Raw genomic sequence first — 15,407 nt, forward strand, 5'->3', positions numbered from 1 at the left:
GGGCGTGACGAAGGCACCCCGCAACGCGGGGCGCGGAGGCTGCCGGACGCCGGGATTGTTAAGGGGCGGGCGTCCGCCCCTTGACGCGTCCGCCTGCACGGGCAGGCTGAAACTCCCTCACGCCTGGCGGGCGAAACCTTCTCAGTGCCAGCCCACCGCCTGGCAGGCAAACCCCTCTAGAGCCAGCCCACCGCCAGGTAATAACTCCCTCACGCCTGGCAGGCGAACCCCTCTCAGTGCCAGCCTGCTGCTAATCCAGCCCCTTCGCGCAGCGAAACTATCCCCTCACCATCATATTGGCCACCAGATATTTACGTCCCTGCTCATCCTCTTCGGTGTAAACGCCCTGCAGCTCTGGCGAGAAACCTGGCAGCAGGTTCAGCCCCTCTTCCAGGGCCAGGAAATAGCGCTGCACCGCGCCGCCCCAGATCTCTCCCGGCACCACGCAGAGCACACCCGGCGGATAAGGGAGTGCGCCCTCGGCGGCAATCCGTCCTGCGGCCTCGGCTATCGGCACCAGCTCGACCTCACCGCGAATATACGCCTGATGGGCATCCTGCGGATTCACCCTGACCGGCGGGAACTCCGCGGCGCGGAACATCAGACGCTGCAGATCCTTCACGTTGTGACTGACGTAAAGATCGTGCATCTCCTGACAGAGGCGACGCAGAGTGTAACCGGCATAGCGTTGCGCATTTTTACGGTAGATCGTCGGCAGCACTTCGGCCAGCGGCGCATCATCCCTGACGTGCTGCTCGAACTGCGCCAGCATCGCCACCAGATTCGCCATCTTCTCCGGGCTCTCTGCTGGCGTCAGCAGGAACAGGATCGAGTTGAGGTCGCACTTCTCCGGCACAATGCCGTTTTCGCGCAGATAGTTCGCCAGAATCGTCGCCGGGATACCGAAATCACTGTACTCCCCGCTGGCGGCATCGATCCCCGGCGTGGTCAGCAGCAGCTTGCAGGGATCGACCCGATACTGATCGCGCGCATAACCGGCAAAACCGTGCCACTTTTCCTGTGGTTCGAAGCTGAAGTAGCGCAGATCGCGGGCGATCGTCTCCGTGGGCGTATCCTGCCAGCGCTGCCCGGCCACGCGCTCCGGCACAAACGGCAGGATCATTTCGCAACGCTCCAGGATCGCTTTACGCGCATCGATCCCCAGCGTGACGCACTCATCCCACAGGCGACGCCCCGCCTCGCCCTGATGCATCCGGGCGTTAATATCCAGCGCGGCAAACAGCGGATAAAACGGACTGGTCGAAGCGTGCAGCATAAAGGCGTTATTCAGCCGTTTGTGCGGGCAGAAGCGGCGCTGTCCGCGAATGTGATTGTCTTTTTTGTGGATCTGCGAGGTCTGTGAAAAACCCGCCAGCTGCTTGTGCACCGACTGCGTGACAAAAATGCCGGGATCGTTCTCGTTCAGTTCTAACGTCAGCGGCGAACAGCCTTCCATCAGCGGGATAAACTGCTCATAGCCGAGCCATGCGGAATCAAACAGGATGTAATCACACAGATGACCGATGCGATCCACCACCTGACGCGCGTTGTAGACCGTGCCGTCGTAGGTGCCCAGCTGGATGATCGCCAGACGGAAAGGCCGCGCCTCTTCTGCGCGCTGGGGCGCAACCGCCGCGATCTGCTCGCGCAGATAGGCCTCATCAAAGCAGTGCGCATCAATGCCGCCAATAAAGCCGAAAGGATTGCGTGCCGCCTCCAGATAAACCGGCGTGGCCCCCGCCTGGATCAGCGCGCCATGGTGGTTCGACTTATGGTTGTTGCGATCAAACAGCACCAGATCGCCCCGGGTCAGCAGCGCATTGGTCACCACTTTATTGGCGCTTGAAGTGCCGTTGAGCACAAAGTAGGTTTTGTCGGCGTTAAACACCTTTGCCGCATACTTTTGTGCATCTTTAGCCGATCCTTCGTGGATCATCAGATCGCCCAGTTTGACGTCGGCATTACACATATCCGAGCGAAAAACATTTTCGCCATAGAAGTCATAGAACTGTTTACCCGCCGGATGTTTCCTGAAGAACGCGCCGCCCTGATGACCGGGGCAGGCAAAGGTACTGTTCTGCATATCAACATAGCGGGAGAGCGTCTCAAAAAAGGGCGGCAGCAGCGCCGCTTCATAGGCCTGCGCGGCCGCCTCCAGCGCAATCCACTCCTGCGGATCGCCATTCAGCTCCCCGCTGACGCCGGGCAGGTGCATCACCTCCTCTTCAAAGGCGTTGGCGACAAATACCGGCAGGTCGAACCCGGTATGACGCAGCAGTGTCAGTATGCCGCTGCGGGTATCCGCCAGCGAGACGACAACCGCCGCGACATCGGTAAAGTCGGTGTTATCCAGCGTCACCACATCGCGCGCGGTGTTCAGAGTCAGACTGGGCGCCACAGCGGCGCTGGCAGCAATTTTCAGTGGAGTCATAAAGCGTCCCTAACGGCAGGGAGGAGGTGCCAGTGGCACAATCATGGGGACAGCGCCCCGGCGAAGAATGTCAGTGAAAACCGTCAGAAGGCATTGTGCAGCCGTTGAAGTGCAGATAACCGGCCGCTGCCAGGCTGGCCTCACCGCATGGAGAACCGCAGCGTGTTCAGGAAAGAGGAAAAACCGGTGCGCGCCGGAAAGAGCGAACGGTAATCCGGGCGGGTGCGCGGTGAACCGGACATGGCGACGTCCTCTGTGATGTATAAACAGGGCCAAAAAGTGGCGGTCATGATGTCATCTTTTTTTTACGTGGACAACCCGAGCCAGGCAATTATCCGGCAGGCGACAAAAAATATAACATCCTGTTTTTAATGGATAATTTACAGATTAAAATTAACAGCACGATTAATTATATGAAATATATGCAGATTTATGCAGAGTGCGATCGACGGCTGACGATGCGCGTTAGCGGGATTCACTGCCCCCTGGCCTGCCCCTTGCCCTACCGCATTGCCTCTGCCGGGCGTACACTCATCCTCACTGTCACACTCCTGGAGGATGCATGTTCAAGGCACTGATCATTGAAAATGACGAGCAGGGTTACCGCGCCCTGCTCAAAGATCTCCCCGAATCGCAACTGCCCGACCACGATGTCACACTCGACGTCAGCTACTCATCCCTGAACTATAAAGATGCCCTGGCTATCTGCAACAAAGGCCCGATTGTGCGCCAGTTCCCGATGGTGCCGGGTATCGACTTTGTGGGCCGGGTCACCGCCAGCCGCCATCCCGACTGGAAAGAGGGAGATATGGCGCTGCTGACAGGCTGGGGTGTGGGCGAAAAACAGTGGGGCGGCCTGGCACAGAAGGCCAGCGTCAGCGGCGACTGGCTGGTGCGCGTGCCCGCCTCTCTCACTCCGCTACAGACGATGGCAATGGGCACGGCGGGACTGACCGCGATGCTCTGTGTGATGGCGCTGGAGAAACAGGGCATCACGCCTGACCACGGGCCGGTGCTGGTGACGGGTGCCAGCGGCGGCGTCGGCAGCTACAGCGTCAGCCTGCTGGCGCGTCTGGGATATGAGGTTATCGCCTCCAGCGGACGCGCCAGCGACCATGCCTACCTGATCGACACCCTGGGGGCGGCCTCAGTAATCGATCGTGATGAGCTGTCGCAGCCAGGCAAGCCGCTGGCAAAAGAGCGCTGGGCTGCCGCGATAGACAGCGTGGGCAGCCATACCCTGGCGAACGTGCTGGCCGCCACCCGGCGGGACGGCGCGGTAGCCGCCTGCGGTATGGCGCAGGGTCTCGACCTGCCTGCCAGCGTCGCCCCCTTTATTCTGCGCGGCGTCACGCTTGCCGGTGTGGACAGCGTGCTCTGCCCGACACCACTTCGCCAGCAGGCGTGGCAGCGGCTGGGTGAGCTGCTGGATGGCGAACGGCTCAGCCGGCTGAGCCGGGTCATCCCGCTGAGTGAGGCGAAACAGGGCGCGCAGGATCTGCTGGACGGAAAAGTGCAGGGCCGGCTGATTGTCGACTGCCGCTGACGGCTTCTGAAGGCGCGTTTCGCGCCTTCAGAGCGTGCTTTGCTGCAACCGTCTGATAAGCCCCTCCAGCGCGAACTGCGTGCCCTGCTCCATCACCGATTTCGGATCGCCACTGAACTGGTGGCACTCCGCCTCATCCCGGCCGTCGGGCAGGACCCAGCCAAACCAGATGGTGCCTGCCGGGGTGCCATCTTCACCGCCATCCGGCCCGGCATAGCCGGTAATCGACAATCCCACCGGCTCACCCGAGCGTGCGCAGGCCCCCTGAACCATCTCACGCGCCGTCTGTTCGCTTACCGCCGTGTGCTGTTTCAGCGTGGCGGGATGCACACCCAGCAGACGGATTTTGGCATTATCGCTGTAGGTCACGAATCCACTGGTGTAGAAGTCACCGCTGCTTTCCACCGCCGCCAGCGTCATGCTGATGAGCCCGGCGGTACAGGATTCGGCGGTCGCCAGATGCAGTCCGGAAGAGAGTAAAAGTGTGCCCAGTTGTTCAGCCGTTTGCGCTAATGATTTTGCCATTATGGTTTCCTTAATCGTCAGTCCGGAACTCCAGGTATAGCGCAAAATCCGTGAACAAATAGACGCAAGGCAATGTTTTTAAAGCGAAACGGTCAGATTGCCGATCAGAAAACCAGGCGTTCAGTTGATCAAAGCGTCCTTCAGCGAAACAGGATGAGAGTAGTGCAGCAGCCTTCGTAAATCGGTGTTTATTCCTGTCGTGATGTCTCTCAGAGCCGCGATAAATAGCGGCGCGGATGAGCACCTGCTACGCCAGCGTCGTTATCTCCCTCGCCAAAAATGAGGTAACAGAGCAGCGAATCCTTTGATTACTTGTTAGTATTCACTTGCTTGCTGACATGACAAAGACGGCGCTGCATAAAAGCCGCAAAAAAGCAGAACAGCACACTGAGCGAGACTCTGACCCGAGAAGATGGAATTAAACTACTGTTTTAAATAGCTTTATGAGTTCATAAACAACCACAGCGCACACTTTTTTAACCTGAATGCACTGGCATTTATCAATACGTAAGGAAGAGAGTTATGGCGCAAAAACCTGTGGTAGTTATTCACTACTGTATGCAATGCAACTGGCTGATGCGGTCAGCGTGGATGGCACAGGAACTTCTGCATACCTTTGCTGAGGATCTGGCGGAGGTAACGCTGAAACCCGGCACCGGCGGTGTGTTTGAGATCATGCTGGATGAGCATCTGCTGTGGGAACGTAAGCGGGATGGTGGCTTTCCTGATGCGACCACGCTGAAACAGCGGGTGCGCGACATCTGTTTCCCGGATCGCACGCTGGGTCACATCGATAAAAACAAAACGGAGATCGGCTAAGCTATCCGGCTCAGCTGTGAGTAATTTTCTCTGCCGCGTCGTGCAGGGCCGCAATCAGCGTCTGCAACGCGGCATCAGAGATATCTTCCTGCGCCAGCCGCTGGTTCAGGGCGACTTTCAGTCCGTAAATCGCCTGCTCGACGGCGGGAATGCTGCGATTGTTGACCAGAATCGCCAGCGTGGAGAGACGCGTGATCAGGCGGGAGACCGTTTCGCGGTTATCTGCCAGCAGCGCCTTACCGGCCGCCGTCAGGCGATACGCTTTGCGCGCGGCCTGAGCATCCAGTACCTCAATCGCCTCCATCTCCTCCAGCAGCGTCAGGTTGGGATAGATGATCCCCGGGCTGGGGGTGTACTCCCCTTTTGACAGCTCCTCAACCGACTTAATCAGCTCATAACCGTGCGCCGCATGCTGCGACAGAAAGTGCAGCATCAGCAGACGAATCTCACTCGCTTCCAGCATTTTTTCACGGCGTTTTCGCCGCCCGCCACAACCGCCTGTGCGGGCACTCGGGTCGTCAGCGGAAAAGGGCGTAGTGTGCTGTTTCATAGTCTGGCCTGCGAAAAAAGGAGCGTGATGGTAGTCTGCCGCCAGGCAAAACTCAATTGTCAGCGCCGGTTACTTCTGGTGCCAGTAGGCCACCGCCCGCACGAAGTCACTGTTGATGCCGCGCTGCATCGTGAAGTAGTCGCAGAGCGCCTTCACAAACTCACCTTCACCGGTCAGCCAGATAAAGTAATCCTCCGCTGGGAATGTTACCTGATCCAGCCGGGCAATCAGCTGGCTGAGCTGCGCGGTCTGCATCTGACCGCTGCCGAGCCAGTTCAGCGTCACGCCGGTGGTGTCCGGCAGGTAGTCACGGCCCGTTACCTCATCGGTAAAGGCGTAGAGATGCAGGGCCTGCGCCCGGGCGTCGCGCTGACGACGTGAAAAAGCGGGCAGCCCGGTTTCGTCGCAGACATAGAGCTGGAAGGCGTAATCGGTCGGCACCACCAGCGAACCGCGTGGCCCGCCGATCACTAAGCGGTCGCCCGGCTTCGCCAGAGTTGCCCAGTCACTGGCGACACCCTGCTGATGAATATAGAAGTCGAGCGTCAGTGACGACTCGCCATCAAATTCCAGCGGCGTGTAGTCGCGGGCCGGTGGACGCTCGCCCTCGGGCCAGACAATCGCTCCATCGGTGATCTGCGGCAGCGCCAGTTCGGCCCCTTCTGCCGTCGGGAAGAAAACCTTGATATGGTCATCGAAGCCAGGTGAGGTAAAGCCCGCCAGATCGCTGCCACTGAAGCGGATGCGCCAGAAGTGCCCGGCAATCTGAGTTTTACTTTCGACCTGAATATGACGGAAACGCAGTTCGTTTCGGACGCGCTGCGGCACGCGCGAATTCGTTGATGCTGGCAAAATGTCTCTCCTGGAACGGGACAGATACCCGTTATTCAAAGGGTTGGCGATGATTAGTTAATAACAATCATTCTCATCTGAAGCCAGAAGATAAGCGATGATATATCTTGAGCACAATGACGAAAAATGCGATCCGACGGTTTAAGATATATTTTATACCGACGCGATGAGTGCAGGCCCTGGATTAAACAGAGAGCGGGAAGGCGTTAAGAACAAAGGTCAGCCGCAGAGCAGGCCTCGCCGGACGCGCAGCAGAGACGGCCCGGAAACGAAGCGTCAGACGCGGCAGCGGCAAATCAGAGAAAAGCGGATGTGAACAGAAAGGGGTCAGGCTGTCCGGCTCCTGATGAGCCGGGCAACGTCTGCGCCGCCGGGGCTGGCCGCGCATTCACAGTTACAGGGTATCGCCGAATCCGGAGAAGCAGTGATTACTGCTGTTCTGTTCCGGCAGCTCACCATCACCCACAATTTCATGACCGGCGCTCTGAGAGTGCGGATGCAGTCCGGCTGGCGGAGAGAAGGGTTCAGCCTGTTGTGCCATTGCCATAACGGGCAATGCCAGAATCAGTGAGATTATTAAGCGTCGCATAGGTGTCTTCGTTTATGTTCTGGCCGTGAACGGCCTGAAATGCAGATGATTATTCCAGCCCTGCTACAAATGCACGATGATTAAGGTACGGCAGGGTTTCGGAGGAGAATTTTACGCCAGAACGGGGAGTTATTTTATAAAATCGTGCGGTTTATCACGGTTCACCGCACGAAAGATGCATCCGGCACGCCGCTGGCAGTGTGCCCTGCTCCACTGACTACGCCCGGGTGACCGGAATGGAAAAAACGCCGCTCAGCCAGTCGGGCTGACATTGCGTAAAATCGAGACTCAGCAGATCTTTGCCCTGACGGCGTGACACGCCCAGTCCGGGCAGATGCTGATAGTAGATATCTTCAATAAAACGCGTCAGCTGCTCTGGCCTGCCGCTCCAGCGGATGCGCGCATAGAGGCCCCGCTCTTCACACCAGCTGACAGCATGCTCGCCCAGCAGCGCCGCATGCTGCGGCTCCAGCGCCTGAAACAGGCTGATATTCTGCTGGTCAGCCGAGCTGTGGCCGGGTCCGTACTGAAAGCCTAACCACCCCTGCTTCACATGACTGCCCGCCAGCGCCACCAGCTGCCGCGCCTGGTCGGCTACCCGGTGTTCGCGGTCGGCGATGTAATTACCGAACTGACACTCCCACTCCAGCGTCTCGCCGCAGAGAGGCAGTGCTTCCTCGCGCTCCACCAGCGTCGCGCGCTCATCCAGCGAACGCGCCAGTATACGGCCGTGAAAGTTTTTAACCGGCAGATGAGGAAAACGGCGAAACGCGCCGGGTGTCAGCGAGAAGTGCCCTTTGAAAACGCGGGTGAAGTTTTGCTGGTTATCGAAGCCAAAGCGAACGGCGATATCAATAAGCGTCATGCGCGTCAGCCGGAGCGCCATGGCGGCCATTGTCAGACGCCGTTTGCGGGTATAGGCAGCCAGCGTCTGTCCGGTCATCTCCTTGAACATGCGCTGCATGTGCCATTTGGAGTAGCCCGATTTCAGGGTGATCTGATCGATATTGAGGTCGTCGGTAAGATTGGCTTCTATCCATTCGACTAAATCGTGAATGTGCTGTTTTTTGATGGCCTGGCTGAGCATGATGGCGATTTACGACGCGGGTTAAGACTGAGAATTTCGTTACAAAAGAATAACAAAAATCGCGAATCGGTGTAAGGAAAGGGTAAAGCGAACACGCCCGTGCGGGGCGATTTCGCATTAATTGCTTAGGTTACTAACTAAAAAAGGCTGACTCACGCCAGCCTCCTGATGATTAAAAAAATCTGCGCCGCACTGAGCCTGCGCGTTAGCAGCACCCACCGCCGTTACCGGGACAATTAATGGCTGCGCATCCCCGCCGCCGTCATCATCATCCGGAACAGAGAGGCAACAACACCCAGCGCCAGTACGCTGGCGGCATAGATAAACACCAGCCACATAACGCGCTTCCACCAGGGCGCTTTCGCGTCATTGTCAGCTTTCGTTTCGTTGTGGTTTTTCATGCTGCTGAGACTTTTCATATCAATGATATCCTGCGTCTGCTTTGATTTTTCCACGGAACACGTAGTAGCTCCAGAAGGTGTAGCCCAGGATCATCGGGATGATCAGCAGGCTACCCACCAGCATAAAGGCCTGACTCTGTGGCGGTGCTGCGGCGGCCCAGATGGTCACTGACGGTGGAATAATGTTTGGCCAGATGCTGATGCCCAGCCCGGAGAAGCCCAGGAAGATCAGCGCCAGCGTCAGCAGGAACGGCGAATAGTGCGCTTCACGTTTGATGGCGCGCACAATGCCCCACGAGCAGAGCAGCACCAGCACCGGAACCGGCAGGAACAGGAAGAGGTTTGGCTTACTGAACCAGCGATGCGCGATGTCGCCATGGGCAAACGGCGTCCACAGGCTGACAATCCCGATAACCACTAACAGGGTGATGACCAGCGGTGTCGCCAGCGCGGACATTTTGCGGTGCAGCTCATTTTCGGTCTTCATGATGAGCCAGGTGCAGCCCAGCAGCGCGTAGGCCACTACCAGACCGACGCCGCAGAACAGCGGGAAAGGTGCCAGCCAGTCCATGGCGGAACCGGCGAAACGGCGTCCCTCAACCGGAATGCCATCCAGCAACGCGCCCACGGCCACACCCTGACTGAAGGTAGCGATGATCGAACCGGCAATAAATGATTTGTCCCAGAAGGCGCGATGACCTTCGACCGCCTTGAAGCGGAATTCAAAGGCGACGCCGCGGAAAATCAGACCAATCAGCATAGCGGTCAGCGGGATGGTCAGCGCATCGGCAATTACCGCGTAGGCCAGCGGGAACGCGCCGTAGAGGCCTGCCCCGCCCAGCACCAGCCAGGTTTCATTACCATCCCAGACCGGCGCGACGGTATTCACCATCATGTCACGCTCACCGGCATCTTTATTGAACGGGAAGAGCAGACCGATACCCAGGTCAAAGCCATCCATCACGATATACATCAGGGTTGCGAAGACGATAATCACAAACCAGATAATAGAAAAATCGATCATCTTAGTGGTCTCCATCCTTAAAGGTGGCAGCCGAAAGCGGACGCGCCGGCGTTTTCTTCTGACCGGGTCCACCCTCTTCGGTGATATGACCTTCGCCAGTAACCGGTCCCTGCTTAATCAGACGCATCATGTAGTGGTAGCCCACCCCGAACACCGAGCTGTAGACCAGAATAAAGGCCAGCAGACTGATGCTCATATGAATGTCACCATGCGCCGACACCGCATCGATGGTGCGCTGCACGCCATAAACCACCCACGGCTGACGACCAATTTCGGTGGTGAACCAGCCAGCCAGAATCGCAATCAGACCCGATGGCCCCATCAGCAGCGCAAACCACAGGAAAGGACGCGACTCATAGAGACGTCCTTTGAAACGCAGCCAGAGGCTGACCACGCCCAGCGTAATCATCAGCAGGCCCAGCGCCACCATCACGCGGAAGGACCAGAAAATGACGGTTGAGTTGGGACGGTCCTCTTTCGGGAACGACTTCAGCGCCGGAACCTGCTTGTCCAGGCTGTGCGTCAGGATCAGGCTGCCAAGGTACGGCACCTCCAGCGCATACTTCGTCCGCTCCTGCTCCATATCGGGAATACCGAACAGAATCAGCGGCGTGGCTTCACCCGGCGGGTTTTCCCAGTGCCCTTCAATCGCTGCAATTTTAGCAGGCTGATGTTCCAGCGTGTTCAGGCCGTGCGCATCACCGATCATCGCCTGAATCGGCGCGACAATCAGTGCCATCCACAGCGCCATCGAGAACATACGGCGGATAGCCGGATTGTTGTTGCCCTTCAGCAGATGCCAGGCCGCCGACGATCCCACGAAAAACGCGCTCGCGAGGAATGCCGCCACCGACATATGGAACAGCCGGTAAGGGAATGAGGGGTTAAAGACGATTTTGAACCAGTCCTGCGGAATCACGATGCCATTCTGAATGATGTAGCCCTGCGGCGTATGCATCCAGCTGTTAGAGGCGAGGATCCAGAAGGTCGAAATCAGTGTTCCGAGGGCAACCATACAGGTGGCAAAGAAGTGCAGACCCGGCCCCACGCGATTCCAGCCAAACAACATTACGCCCAGGAAACCCGCTTCCAGGAAGAACGCCGTCAGCACCTCATAGGTCAGCAGCGGGCCGGTAATACTCCCGGCAAAAGCCGAGAAGCCACTCCAGTTAGTCCCGAACTGATACGCCATAACCAGCCCTGAGACCACACCCATACCGAAGTTAACGGCAAAGATTTTGGACCAGAAATGGTAGAGATCGCGATAGGACTGCTCGCGGGTTTTGAGCCACATACCTTCGAGTACGGCCAGGAAACTGGCGAGACCGATGGTGATGGCGGGAAAGATAATATGGAAGGACACAGTAAATGCGAACTGAATCCTGGCCAGATGAAAGGCATCTAATCCGAACATTGCTTACCTCTTTGCCACATAGAACACCATGTATTTACTTATAATTAACAACTTAAGCCTGATGCGCGGGTTTCTCTGCGCTTATTGAAATTCCCGCCGCAAATTTAAAACTATTTGCGACGCGGAAACAGAAACAGTGGGATGAATGAAAACTATAACAGTATTTGTTGATTCTGATCATTGTTTTTAGCAGGAATTACTTATTTAAAAATAAGGCTTAAAGGTTAATTTAAGCGCACTTATGTGTCGCTAATGTTACAGTAACACCATCCGTAAAAAGAGAGACTGTCCTGAGTCAGGCCTGCATGAAAAAGGTCTTCAACAGCCTGTTTTCAGACACTATTTTGTTATAAACCCCACTCAGGGAAAGGTCAAAAATGAGAGAGGGAAAATTAAATCGCTTGGTTTTTTAACAGGTTAAAACCGCAAGCTTTTATCTCTGCCGCTTTGTTTGCTTTTTCGCATAACCCTGCTAATACCGTCATTAAAACCGCATAGAAAAACCGGGAGGAAAGCGATTTAAGCGCAGCTGTAAATGTTAATAAAATGAGTCAAAAAGCAAAGCTGAATTAAACGTCACACGCAGGCCGACGATTATTCCGGACCCGCGCGAGAAAAAACGGTTTAATAAGCGGCAACGGGCCGCTGGGGTTATTTGTGCCGCCGTTGCGCTCTGCCGTTTTGGCATCGAAGAGAATCTGTCACAGCGGATGCAGCCGGAGAACTGCGCGAGCGCCTGAAGAGTGAGTCGTCGCGTGGAGACGGAGGCCGGAAAACAGAGGGGAACTACTCTGCGGCGGATTTTTCGCGCTGCGCCAGAATCCGGCTCACGTTCAGCTCCAGCCAGTCAGCCAGCCCGACAACCTGCTCACCGACTTCGCGACCCAGCGGAGTCAGGCAATATTCCACATGCGGCGGCACCACGTCATAGGCGATACGCTGCACGAAGCCATCCTCTTCCAGATAGCGCAGGTTCTGCGCCAGCATCCGCTCACTGACGCCCCCCACCGTCCGGCGCAGCGCGCTGAAGCGCAGCGTCTGACCCTGCAGCGCTAACAGGATCAGTACACTCCAGCGGCTGGTCACGCGCTTCAGCACGTCACGGGACGGGCAGTTAACGTTAAGCAGCTCACCCCGGCTAAATCTTTCACTCAGTTTTTCAGACATTTACTTCGCTCCGTTCAAACTAACAATTCTGTAAGTACTTACTAAAAATTAGTCTATCCCGTAGTCTGATTTTCACCAACCGTCACAGGAGAGATAACATGATTGCCGTAACAGGAGCTACCGGCCAGCTGGGCCGGTTCGTGATCGATGCCTTACTGAAAAAAGTCCCGGCGGGAGAGATCATCGCTGCGGTGCGTACGCCCGCCAGAGCGGCGGATCTTGCGGCGCAGGGTGTCACTGTCCGTGAGGCTGACTACAGTAAGCCAGAGACCCTCAGGGCCGCGTTTTCGGGCGTGGATAAGCTGCTGCTGATCTCCGGCAGTGAAGTGGGCCAGCGTGAAGCGCAGCACAAAGCCGTTATTGAGGCGGCGCAGGCGGTGGGTGTGGGTTTTATCGCTTACACCAGTCTGTTACATGCCGACAGCTCACCGCTGGGGTTAGCGGTTGAGCACCGCGCGACCGAGGCGCTGCTGCAGGCCTCTGGTATTCCCTTTGCGCTGCTGCGCAACGGCTGGTACAGCGAGAACTATGCTGCCAGCATTCCTCCATCGCTGGCGCACCACGCTTTTATCGGTGCGGCAGGCGAAGGCCGTATCGCCTCGGCAGCCCGTCAGGACTATGCGGAAGCGGCGGCAGAAGTCATGATCCGTAACGATCAGGCCGGTAAGGTCTACGAACTGGCCGGTGATGAGAGCTACACCCTGGCGCAGTTCGCTGCGGAGATTGCCGCCCAGAGCGGCGAGAAGGTCGATTACGTCAATCTTTCACAGAGTGACTTCGCCGCAGCGCTGAAAAATGCCGGTCTGCCAGACGGCCTGGCGGAGATGCTGGCAGATTCCGACGCCGGCGCAGAGAAAGGCGGCCTGTTTGATGATTCCCGCCAGCTGAGTCAGCTAATCGGTCGCCCGACGACCACCTGGCAGGCGGTGATTGCCGCGACGCTGGCGAAACAGTAATGTTGATGGCAGGGAGCGGACAGCCTGGTCCGCTCCCTGCCCGTTTCCGTCCTTCTTCCGTTGGGTATGCCACTTTTTGCACCCTGCCAGGGCCTCTGGTTTCTTTACAAAATGTAAACAGACGCCTGTTTTCTTCAGCTTAAATTTTTTTCTTTAGTTACCTAAGAGATTCATCTGAAATGCGTTTTTTGTGAACAGCAGCATATTTGGTTGAATTGTCTGGAATTTATTCAAAAACCTCAATTAATAGACAATTTTTATTACGTTCATAGGCAATCTGCATTGTTGTTCCGCAGATTGAGAGGTCTATAATTTGTCCTTTGTGCAACCATGACCGCTCAGGAGGCCGCTATTAATACTTATCGCCAGCAACAAAATGCACTTGAAGAGGTTCGTGCCGGGGCGGAAGTTGAGTATCAATACGATCCCCATGAACTGAAACTGGATCGCATGCAGGATTCTGAACCGGAACCGGAGCTGATCGAAGGCCTGCCGGCGCCGGATGCGCTGACGCCTGCCGATCGTTATCTGGAACTGTTTGAACATGTCCAGATGTCGCGAATTTTCGAGGACAGTAAAACCTTCCCCGACTGTTCGCCAAAGTACGATCCGCTGGATGTGCTGATGCGCTATCGTCGACAGAAACGCAGCAGTGACTTCGACCTGTCGCGTTTTGTCGCCGATCACTTTTATCTGCCTGGCGTAAATGAAAGCTTCTATGTCTCCAACCCGGATAAAACGCTCAACGAGCATATCGATGACCTGTGGCCGGTTCTGACCAAAATGCCGCAGCAGCATATGCCGCACTCATCGCTGCTGCCGCTGCCTAAACCCTATGTGGTCCCCGGCGGACGCTTTGGTGAAACCTACTACTGGGACTCCTACTTTACGATGCTCGGCCTGGCAGAATCGGGTCGCGACGATCTGCTGCGTCATATGGCGGACAACTTTGCGTGGCTGATCGATAACTACGGTCATGTGCCTAACGGCAACCGCACCTATTACCTGAGCCGCTCTCAGCCGCCGGTATTTGCCCTGATGGTCGAGCTGTTTGAAGAAGATGGCGTGCGCGGTGCCAAACGCTATCAGGAACAGCTGATGAAGGAGTATCAGTTCTGGATGGACGGCGCCGGTTCACTGATGCCGAACCAGGCCTATCGTCATGTGGTGCGCATGCCAAACGGCTCACTGCTCAACCGCTACTGGGATGACCGCGATACGCCGCGTGATGAATCCTGGAGCGAAGACGTGGAAACCGCGCGTGAATCTAAACGTCCGGCCAGCGAGGTCTATCGCGACCTGCGCGCCGGGGCGGAATCGGGCTGGGATTACTCCTCGCGCTGGCTGCGTAACCCGAAACGGCTGTCGAGCATCCGGACGACGCAGTTCATCCCGATCGATCTCAACGCGTTTCTCTACAAGCTGGAACTGATGATCGCCACGCTTTCGCATGCCAAAGGCGAAGAGCTGACGGCGCTGGCGTGGCAGAAAAAAGCGGAAGCGCGTAAACGCGCCATCACCCGCTACCTGTGGGACAGCACCGCAGGCGTTTTCCGCGACTATGACTGGCGGCGTGAGCGTTTCGGGGCCTTTACGGTAGCGTCAGTCGTGCCGCTGTTTGTCGGGCTGGCTACACCGCATCAGGCACATCTGCAGGCGATCTCGCTGCGCCATCTGCTGCTGAGCAACGGCGGTCTGCTGACCTCTATGGTTGAAAGCGGCGAGCAGTGGGACCGTCCAAATGGCTGGGCGCCGATGCAGTGGATGGCCGTGGTTGGCCTGAATAACTATGGCGAAGAGACGCTGGCGAGTGAAGTGGCGGTTAACTGGCTCAACACGGTCAACAACTTTTATCAGCTGCACCATAAGCTGGTCGAGAAATATGACATCAGCGGCGATCGCGCCCGTCCGGGTGGTGGCGGTGAATATCCGCTACAGGATGGCTTTGGCTGGACCAACGGGGTAACCCGCAAGATGATGACGATGTATGGTCATCTGATGGCAGACTGACACACAGAACAGCATTGACGCAAAAAAGCCGGGGCA

At 56.9% G+C, this 15,407-nt stretch carries 14 protein-coding genes; 4 read left to right on the top strand and 10 right to left on the bottom strand.

Features of this window, described 5'->3' with window-relative positions; translation table 11 throughout:
* Positions 1–277 precede the first annotated feature (277 nt).
* Positions 278–2,431 (bottom strand): ornithine decarboxylase, encoded by a 2,154-nt coding sequence (locus HFD97_RS15515; RefSeq protein WP_167432284.1) that lies wholly within the window; start codon positions 2,429–2,431, stop codon positions 278–280.
* A 562-nt stretch (positions 2,432–2,993) separates the two neighbouring features.
* Between HFD97_RS15515 and HFD97_RS15520 the strand changes: the two genes are divergently transcribed.
* On the top strand, positions 2,994–3,977 hold the full coding sequence (locus HFD97_RS15520) for an MDR family oxidoreductase (protein WP_154929140.1): 984 nt from the start codon (positions 2,994–2,996) through the stop codon (positions 3,975–3,977).
* Positions 3,978–4,004: 27 nt separating this feature from the next.
* Here HFD97_RS15520 and HFD97_RS15525 read toward each other — a convergent pair whose 3' ends face one another.
* Complete coding sequence (locus HFD97_RS15525; protein WP_009087165.1) at positions 4,005–4,502, bottom strand: CinA family protein; 498 nt, start codon at positions 4,500–4,502, stop codon at positions 4,005–4,007.
* Positions 4,503–5,024: 522 nt separating this feature from the next.
* Here HFD97_RS15525 and HFD97_RS15530 point away from each other — a divergent pair.
* On the top strand, positions 5,025–5,321 hold the full coding sequence (locus HFD97_RS15530) for a SelT/SelW/SelH family protein (RefSeq protein WP_009087166.1): 297 nt from the start codon (positions 5,025–5,027) through the stop codon (positions 5,319–5,321).
* Positions 5,322–5,331: 10 nt separating this feature from the next.
* Here the strand turns inward: HFD97_RS15530 and HFD97_RS15535 are convergent, their stop codons facing one another.
* The 8 genes from HFD97_RS15535 to HFD97_RS15570 form a co-directional block, all read right to left on the bottom strand.
* A complete protein-coding gene (locus HFD97_RS15535; protein WP_167432283.1) occupies positions 5,332–5,871 on the bottom strand; it encodes a PadR family transcriptional regulator in 540 nt (179 codons plus the stop codon).
* Between the two features lie 69 nt (positions 5,872–5,940).
* The gene (locus HFD97_RS15540; protein ID WP_167432282.1) at positions 5,941–6,723 is read right to left on the bottom strand and encodes a siderophore-interacting protein; all 783 of its coding nucleotides are present in this window, start codon (positions 6,721–6,723) and stop codon (positions 5,941–5,943) included.
* Positions 6,724–7,117: 394 nt separating this feature from the next.
* Entirely contained in the window at positions 7,118–7,312 is a 195-nt protein-coding gene (locus tag HFD97_RS15545) for a hypothetical protein (protein WP_033736052.1), read from the bottom strand.
* A gap of 217 nt (positions 7,313–7,529) precedes the next feature.
* Positions 7,530–8,399: a helix-turn-helix domain-containing protein gene (locus HFD97_RS15550; RefSeq protein WP_167432281.1), complete on the bottom strand. Its 870-nt coding sequence runs from the start codon at positions 8,397–8,399 to the stop codon at positions 7,530–7,532.
* Positions 8,400–8,635: 236 nt separating this feature from the next.
* Positions 8,636–8,800, bottom strand: coding sequence for a DUF2474 domain-containing protein (locus HFD97_RS15555; protein ID WP_370462026.1), 165 nt, complete (start codon positions 8,798–8,800; stop codon positions 8,636–8,638).
* A gap of 19 nt (positions 8,801–8,819) precedes the next feature.
* Positions 8,820–9,824 (bottom strand): cytochrome d ubiquinol oxidase subunit II, encoded by a 1,005-nt coding sequence (gene cydB, locus HFD97_RS15560; RefSeq protein ID WP_167432280.1) that lies wholly within the window; start codon positions 9,822–9,824, stop codon positions 8,820–8,822.
* Position 9,825: 1 nt separating this feature from the next.
* Positions 9,826–11,238: a cytochrome ubiquinol oxidase subunit I gene (locus tag HFD97_RS15565; RefSeq protein WP_167432279.1), complete on the bottom strand. Its 1,413-nt coding sequence runs from the start codon at positions 11,236–11,238 to the stop codon at positions 9,826–9,828.
* A 786-nt stretch (positions 11,239–12,024) separates the two neighbouring features.
* A complete protein-coding gene (locus HFD97_RS15570) occupies positions 12,025–12,405 on the bottom strand; it encodes a helix-turn-helix domain-containing protein (RefSeq protein ID WP_009087181.1) in 381 nt (126 codons plus the stop codon).
* Between the two features lie 98 nt (positions 12,406–12,503).
* Here HFD97_RS15570 and HFD97_RS15575 point away from each other — a divergent pair, with 98 nt between their 5' ends.
* Together HFD97_RS15575 and treF are read left to right on the top strand one after the other, a co-directional pair.
* The gene (locus HFD97_RS15575) at positions 12,504–13,361 is read left to right on the top strand and encodes an SDR family oxidoreductase (RefSeq protein WP_150030430.1); all 858 of its coding nucleotides are present in this window, start codon (positions 12,504–12,506) and stop codon (positions 13,359–13,361) included.
* A gap of 330 nt (positions 13,362–13,691) precedes the next feature.
* Complete coding sequence (treF, locus tag HFD97_RS15580; protein ID WP_167432278.1) at positions 13,692–15,371, top strand: alpha,alpha-trehalase TreF; 1,680 nt, start codon at positions 13,692–13,694, stop codon at positions 15,369–15,371.
* Positions 15,372–15,407 lie beyond the last annotated feature (36 nt).

The organism is Pantoea sp. EKM103V (genome assembly GCF_011800365.1).
GTDB lineage: Bacteria > Pseudomonadota > Gammaproteobacteria > Enterobacterales > Enterobacteriaceae > Pantoea > Pantoea anthophila.